The sequence below is a fragment of the Rubrimonas cliftonensis genome, from assembly GCF_900107585.1.
In the GTDB taxonomy this organism is placed as follows: Bacteria; Pseudomonadota; Alphaproteobacteria; order Rhodobacterales; family Rhodobacteraceae; genus Rubrimonas; species Rubrimonas cliftonensis.
Genome location: NZ_FNQM01000051.1, coordinates 1 through 7,072 on the forward strand (window position 1 = coordinate 1; position 7,072 = coordinate 7,072).

6 protein-coding genes and 1 tRNA gene are annotated in these 7,072 nt (G+C 71.5%); 2 read left to right on the plus strand and 5 right to left on the minus strand.

Translation table 11 applies throughout. The features are described 5' to 3' along the window. Positions 1-288: 288 nt before the first annotated feature. Both BLW43_RS22035 and BLW43_RS22040 read left to right on the plus strand, forming a co-directional pair. Positions 289-2,526, plus strand: a complete 2,238-nt coding sequence (locus BLW43_RS22035) for a 2OG-Fe(II) oxygenase (protein ID WP_093256953.1) — start codon at positions 289-291, stop codon at positions 2,524-2,526. A 118-nt stretch (positions 2,527-2,644) separates the two neighbouring features. Continuing rightward, a complete protein-coding gene (locus tag BLW43_RS22040) occupies positions 2,645-3,271 on the plus strand; it encodes a plasmid pRiA4b ORF-3 family protein (protein ID WP_093256956.1) in 627 nt (208 codons plus the stop codon). A 345-nt stretch (positions 3,272-3,616) separates the two neighbouring features. On the opposite strand, the gene BLW43_RS22045 is transcribed toward BLW43_RS22040, so the two are convergent. From BLW43_RS22045 to BLW43_RS22065, 5 genes are all read right to left on the minus strand, one after another. Beyond that, positions 3,617-3,693 (minus strand) — tRNA-Arg (locus BLW43_RS22045). Between the two features lie 51 nt (positions 3,694-3,744). Further along, complete coding sequence (locus tag BLW43_RS22050) at positions 3,745-4,491, minus strand: ATP-binding cassette domain-containing protein (protein WP_093256958.1); 747 nt, start codon at positions 4,489-4,491, stop codon at positions 3,745-3,747. A 1-nt stretch (position 4,492) separates the two neighbouring features. Further along, positions 4,493-5,245: an ABC transporter permease gene (locus tag BLW43_RS22055; RefSeq protein WP_093256960.1), complete on the minus strand. Its 753-nt coding sequence runs from the start codon at positions 5,243-5,245 to the stop codon at positions 4,493-4,495. Between the two features lie 53 nt (positions 5,246-5,298). Next, a complete protein-coding gene (locus BLW43_RS22060; protein ID WP_093256962.1) occupies positions 5,299-6,270 on the minus strand; it encodes an ABC transporter substrate-binding protein in 972 nt (323 codons plus the stop codon). Then, on the minus strand, positions 6,267-6,758 hold the full coding sequence (locus BLW43_RS22065) for a DUF3280 domain-containing protein (protein ID WP_093256965.1): 492 nt from the start codon (positions 6,756-6,758) through the stop codon (positions 6,267-6,269). Before BLW43_RS22065 ends, BLW43_RS22060 begins: the two co-directional genes overlap by 4 nt. Between the last annotated feature and the right edge of the window lie 314 nt (positions 6,759-7,072).

Consider the following 7,072-nt stretch of genomic DNA (forward strand, 5'->3'; position numbering starts at 1 on the left):
GCCAACTTGACACCCGCCTGAGCCACGCCGACCAATATCAAGCCGGGTCACTTCTCAATGGAAATCCCGGGTCAGTTCCGCGCGGAAACCAACACGCAGTGTCTCGGAGACGCGATGATGACGCCCAAGGCGCGCAGCGCACGGCGCATTGTCCCACCGACGCGGCTGCGATCATCACGGCTTGCTCGTCGGGCGGCCTTGACCGAACACTGACCCGGTCACGCGGATCAACCTCGTCGTCGCAGACCATCGAATAACCCGCAAAGCCCAGAACAACGGATTGGCGTCGTGCATCCCTTCCTTGATCATGTCGCGACGCTGCTGGCGGCGATCCGCCGGGACGGTCGCTTCGCCGCCGGCGGCCGGGTCGCGTTCCGCACGCCGATGTTCACGGTCGCGGGCATCGGCGAGATCGGCTTTCCCGTGGCCTCTTCGCAGATCGACGCGCTCGCCGCATCGGCCGCCGAGGCCCCGTTCGGCCGGGGCGTCGAGACGGTGCACGACCGCGCCGTCCGCAGCACGCTCCAGATCGACGCCGGCCGGATCGCGATCGCGGGCGCCGGCTGGCGGCGCATGCTCGACGAGGTGCTGGACCGGATTCGCGACGACCTCGGCGTTCGCGGCGAGTTGCGGGCCGAGCTTTACAAGCTGCTGATCTACCGGCCGGGGGATTTCTTCAAGCCGCACCGCGACAGCGAGAAGGCGCCCGGCATGGTCGCGACCCTCGTGCTCGCCCTGCCGACCCGCAGCGCCGGCGGCCGGCTGATCGTACGCCACCGCGACGAGGAAGCGCGCTTCGATCTCGGCGGCGACGACCCGTCCGAGACCGGCTTCGCGGCCTTCTACGCCGACTGCCTGCACGAGGTGCTGCCGGTCACCGACGGCCACCGGCTCGTGCTCACCTGGAACCTGATCCGGGACGATGCCGGCGCGGAGGCATCGGCGCCCGACCATGCCGCCGAGACGGAGGCGCTCGCCCGTCATCTCGCGAGCTGGCCGGACGATGCCCCGGCCAAGATCGCGATTCCGCTCGAGCATGCCTACACGCCGGCCGAGATCGGGCTGTCGCGGCTCAAGGGCGTCGACCGCGCCCGCGCCGAGGCGCTCGCGGCGGCGGCGCGGCGCGCGGGCGTGGTGGTCGGCGCGGCGCTCATGACCGCAACCGAGACCGGCTGGGCCGAGTATGCGGGCGCGCCACGCTGGCGGCGCGGGCGCTACGAGGAGGAGGATGAAGATCTGTTCGAGCTCGTCGGGACCGAGAGGATCGCGCTCGAACTCTCGAACTGGGATGGCGGCGACGGCCCGACGCTTCGCGACGGGTTCCCCCTCGCGGCAGACGAGATCGCCGCGTCGGACTTTCTCGCGCATGTCGCGGAGGGCGCCATCGCGTTCCACGAGGCGACCGGCAACGAGGGCGTGAGCTACGAGCGCAGCTACGCCCAAGCCGCGCTGGTGTTCTGGCCGGAGGCGCGCACGGCGGACGTGTTGCTCGCGTCTGGACGGAACGCGCTCGCCGCCGAGATCGAGGCGCGATGCCTCGAAGGCGCGACGGAGAGCACGCCGCTCGCAAGTCTTCTCGGACGGCTCGCGGCCGTCTGGCCGGCGCCCGATCCACGCGGTCATGACGACCGGGCGCCGCGGTTGCTCCCCGCAGCTCTGCGCGGGCTCGACGCGCTCGGCGATATGGCTCTCACCGGCCGGCTGTTGCGCGCGGTGGCCTGGCATGGCGACATCGTGGCGGAGGACGCCGCCGCGCTCGTCGCCGCCCTGAAGCCGCTCGTGGCGTCTGATCGGCCAGTGGTCCTCGACGCGCTGGCGCGCGGGGCGATCCGCCTGCGGCCAGAGGCGGCGGCGGCGCTGCTGGCGCAGGCCGCGGCCGAGCCGGACCTTGTCGGCGCCGGAGCGCTCGACGGCGGCGTGGTCGACCTCACGGCGCTCCTCGCCCGGGCGGCGTCGGACGAGCTGGCTCGACGGATGGTCAAGCCCACGGCGCTGGCCGACCTCCTGACCGCCGCCTCGGCCCTGTCGACCAGCGCCGTCGCGGCCCTCTGCGACGCTCTGCTCGCGGATCCAGAACTCTACCACCCGGACCGCATCCTGCTGCCGCTCGCCCGCGAGCTGGCGCGCAGGGCGCGCTCACCGGCGCTGCCGCTTCGGCTTCGCACGGCGCTGCTCGACCATCTGGGGGCGCGGATCGCCGCGCCGCTCGCGCCGCCGTCGGACTGGACGAGGACAGCCAGGCTCGGCTGTGATTGCCCCGACTGTCGCGCCGTCTCCGCGTTTCTCGCGGCACCCGACAAGGCCGAACTGGCCGTCAGGGCCGCGCAGGAGCGGCGGACGCATGTCGAGCGGATCTGTCGCGGCGCACAAGCCGATCTCGACTACGCCACGATCAAGGCCGGCAGCCCGCACCAGCTGATCCTGCGCAAGACCGACGCCAGCTATCGGCGGCGTGTCGGCCAGCGACAGCAGGACCTCGACGACCGCGCGATGTTGAGCGGCGAGCCGCCGGCGTCGGCCCCATGAAACGGGCCGCATCGCCGTTGCGCGACGAAGGCGCGGACAATACCGCGGTCCGCTGTGGCCGATCGACCTCGCGCCATGGCAACCTGACGCCCGACAGTCGCCGGAAAGTCCGCCGCCGATGAACGAGCCCGTCGCCCGCCTCCGCATCACGCTGCAGAACATCGAGCCCGCCATCTGGCGTCGCGTCGATGTGCCGACCTCGGCGACGCTCACGGCGCTCCACGGCGTCATTCAGACCGCGATGCGCTGGCAGGACGCGCATCTCTTCGAGTTCGTGGCGGGCGACCGGGTGTACGGTGAGCCCCACCTGCGTGAGGGCATGTCCGTGCGCAAGGTCCTTCAGGCGCGGAGCGTCCGCCTGCAGCAGATCCTCGACCGCGGCATCGACCGGCTTCTCTACGTCTACGACTTCGGCGACGACTGGCGGCACGACCTCGTGGTGGAGGGCGTCCGCGAGGGCGACGCCGACGTCGACTATCCGGCCTTCGTCGACGGCGCCCGCCGTGCGCCGCCCGAGGACGTCGGCGGCCTGCCGGGCTACGCCGACTTCCTCGCCGCGGTCACCAAGCCCCGCCACCGCGAGCACAAACGCATGCTCACCTGGTACGGCGGGCCCTACGATCCCGACGACATCGACGAGCCTGACATTCGGCGGGGCCTCGCCGCCATCGCCGACCGCCGCCGTGGTCCGCTGATGAGCCACCGGACGGGGCGCAGGTCGGCGCCGGGGCAGTACGGGTCGTAACTGCGTCGATCGGCTGCCGGATACGCCGTGCGTTGGCTTGTGAGGCCGCACAAAAACGCCCAGAAACCGCGGAACACACAGGCAACAAAGGCGATTTCTGTCGGACCTAAGGCAAATGAAAACAGACACTTAAGTGTTTTTTCCTGCCCTCCGAAGGCCAAGGGCGATGTCGCGGCCCAAGGATCGCGGCTGCGGCCGGATCGAAATCCGAATGAGGGCCGGCTCTACGATTCCCCAGGCCGTAGGCGATCCAACACCTGACGGACCGCGAGACGTTACGCCGACATTCTGCGGACAGCGGTGTCCGGAAAAAGCTGCCAGACGATGCTAAGTCTCTGAACTGATTGGTGCACCCGACAGGATTCGAACCTGTGACCTCTGCCTTCGGAGGGCAGCGCTCTATCCAGCTGAGCTACGGGTGCCTGAGCGAGTGGGTACAGCACTCCCCGGCGCCTTGCAATCGCGCATGCGGATCATTCCGGCGCGGCGGGCTGCGCGACGAACCATGCGCCGTGCAGCGCCTCCACCGCGTCGGGGTCGGTCCTGGCGGCGCGGTCGAGCGGCGAGACGCGGTCGGCGAGCAGTCGCGCGGGAAAGCCCGTGGGGTCGCCGCCGGGAACCCCGATCTCGAGAATGCGGTCGGCGAGCGTCAGGGCCTCGCGCCGGTCATGGGTGGCGATCAGCGCGGCGGCGCCGCTGCGCGCCAGGGCCTGCGCGACGAGCGCGCGCATGGCGGCGGCGCCGGCGGGGTCGAGAGACACCAGAGGCTCGTCCATCAGCATCAGCGACGGGCGCACCGCCAGCGCGCGGGCCAGCGCGGCGCGGCGCTGCATGCCCAGCGAGGCGCGCTCGGGGTGCGTGTCCGCCGCCTCCGCCAGACCGACCTCGGCCAGCAGATCGCGTGCGCGGGAAAGGCCGCCGGCGCCGGGAACGAGGGCGATGTTCTCGGCCAGCGTGCGCCATGGCAGCAGGCGGGGGGTCTGGAACACCATCGCGAGCCGCCCCGGCGGGCGCATGATGCGGCCGTCGAAATCGTCGTCGAGGCCGGCGATCAGCGCCAGAAGGGTGCTCTTGCCCACGCCCGACGGCCCCAGCAGCGCCGCGACCTCTCCGGCGGCGAGATCGAAGGCGACGTCCTTCAGGATCCTGCGGCGACCGAAGTCCTTGGCGAGCAGCCGGACGGAGAGGCCGCCTGAAATCTCCGCCCGCGCGTCTTGCATGTCAGCGCCGCCACCGCGCCGCGCGCCGTTCCCATGGCTGCAGGATCGCGAGTTCGATCGTCTGCACGACCAGCACGAACCCGAGCGCATAGGCGAGGATCGAGGCGACGTCGAAGAGCTGGAAATGCATCGAGAGCTGGAATCCCACGCCGTTCGGCCGCCCCAGCAGCTCGACCACCAGCACGATCTTCCACACCAGCGCGAGGCCGTTGCGCGCCGCGGCCGCGAAGAACGGCGCAAGCTGCGGCAGCACGACATGGCGCATCCGCGCGCGCCAGCCGAACTCGTAGACCTGCGCCATCTCGGCGAGATCGCGCGAGAGCGCGCGGCCGCCCTCCCGCAGCATCGCCGCGACGTTGGGGATCTTGTTGACGGCCACGGCGGCGATCGCCGCCACCTCGGTCAGGCCGAACCAGACGTAGCAGAGGATGATCGTCACCAGTGCGGGCAGGTTCAGAAACAGCGTCAGCCAGCCGCCGAAGGCGCGGTCGGCCGCCGGGCTCATGCCCATGAACAGGCCGATCGCCGCGCCGATCGACATCGAGATCGCGAAGGCCGCCGCCACGCGCAGCAGCGTCATGCCGAGGTGGAAGAAGTAGCCGTCGCTGACCGCGAGCCGCGCCGCCGCGAGCACGGCCAGCGGCCCCGGCAGCACGTCGCTCTGCACGGCGGCCGCCGCGAGGGCCCAGACCAGCGCGAAGCCGGCCAGCGATAGCGCCGGCCACAGCAGCGCGGCTAGGGCTTCGCCCGACATGCTCCGACTGCGCGGCCTGACCGTCGCGACCGCGGGATGGGGCCTCGCCCCGGTCACTCGCCCGTCGGCGCGGGGAAGGCGGCGGCGTCGAAGGCGCCCCCGCTGCGTTCAAAGGCTTCGCCCCCCGCAGCGCGCAGCGTCTCGTAGGTCGCGCGGGCCGCCTCGGTGTCCGCCTCGGTCCACGACGCGACGATGATCCCTGCGCGATAGGCGTCGCGCAGCGCCGCGAACTCGGCGTCGCTCCCCGCGCGCATCAGCGGGCGCAGGCGCTCCCATTCGGCGTCGCTCTCCAGCATCAGCGCGCCGGCGGCGCGAACGGCGCGGTCGAGGCGCGCGATCATCGCGGGGTCGGTGCGCGCGGCGTCCCACACGAAGCCCACCAGCGGCGGCGCCGGAGCCACCCCCAGCGCCGCAAGGGCGCCCTCGACGTCGATCACCTCCTCCGCGCCGGCGGCGCGCAGCCGCGCGGCGTAGTGCCAGTAGGTCGACACCGCCGCCGCCGCGCCGATCTGGAGCTGGCGCGACATCAGCGGCGGCGCGCCGAACAGCGTCTCGGTCTCCGCCGCGAGGTCGAAGCCGCAGTCGCGCGCCGCGAGCGCCTGGTAGATCAGCCAGCTCTTGTCCTGCGCGCCGCCGACCACGCCGACCGGCTTGCCGCGCAGGTCGCAGACCGAGGCGACGCCTGCTTCCGGCGCGGCCATCAGCGCCCCGAGCGCGCGCGAGTAGGGAAAGAAGCGCACGTCCTCGCCCGCCGCGCGGCGGTTGAGCGCCCAGAGCCAGTCCGCGACGATCAGATCCGCCGAGCCGGCCTGGAAGGCGATGGTGGCGCCGTCGCGCCCAGCCAGCTCCACCGTCTCCAGCGTGAAGCCCTCGGCGGCGTCGAGCCCGTGGGTGCGGATCGCGTCCGTCAGCCAGTTCACCGTGCCGAATTTCAGGACGGCGACCCTGAGCGCAGGTTCATCCGCCTGCGTCGCAGGCGCCAGGATCAGCGCGAGGGCGACGCCAAGGGCGCGCAGCGGGCTCACTGCTTCAGGAGCCGGTTGCGGATGATGTAGCTGATGCCGCGGTCCCAGCTCTCGTCGGTGTTGCCGCGGATGTCGGTCGATCCGCCGCCGACGAGCGCGCCGGTCTCCGCGTCGCGGACATAGACGGAGATCGAGAGGATCAGGTTGGAGGTCTTCTGCACCTCGCCGGTGATCGCCACGTCGGCGCCGAGCGCCGCCGCGATCTCGCTGTCGCAGCCGTTGCAGTGGGCGATGTTGGAGATGCGGTCCAGCTTCGCCGCCGCCGGGGCGACGTCGACGAACTCGAAGCGGTCCTCCTCGGTGAGCCGGCGCACCAGCGTCTCCTCGATGCGCGCCAGCCGGGCCAGCTCGTCGCCCTGCTGGCCGCCGGGGCTCGTGTCGATGAACCGCAACCCGAAGAAAGCGGCGCGCTTCTCCGCCGCCGCCGCTGCGAAGGCGAGGGTCGATGCGAGGGCCGCGCAGGCGAGAATCTGACCGACGAGTTTCATGCCTGCACGGTATCCACGCCGCGGGCTCCGTCAATGCCAAGGTCGGCGCATCGTCCGAAAGGCACTTGCGTCTCTCAGAAACTGAAAGGCCCGACGGTCGGCGCTTGACCGGTACGCGGACATCGGGCTCCCTTCTGGCCAACGAACAAAGAAGAAATCCATGACAGGGAACACGCGATGCGGAGCGCCATTGCGCTATCGATGACCTTTGCGTTGTTTGCGGCGGGCGCCGGGGCGGCGGAGATCAAGGCCGCTGTCCTGCGCGTTGAGCGCGAGCGGCCTCTGCCCCTGTCGCGTCTTGACCTGCCCGCGGG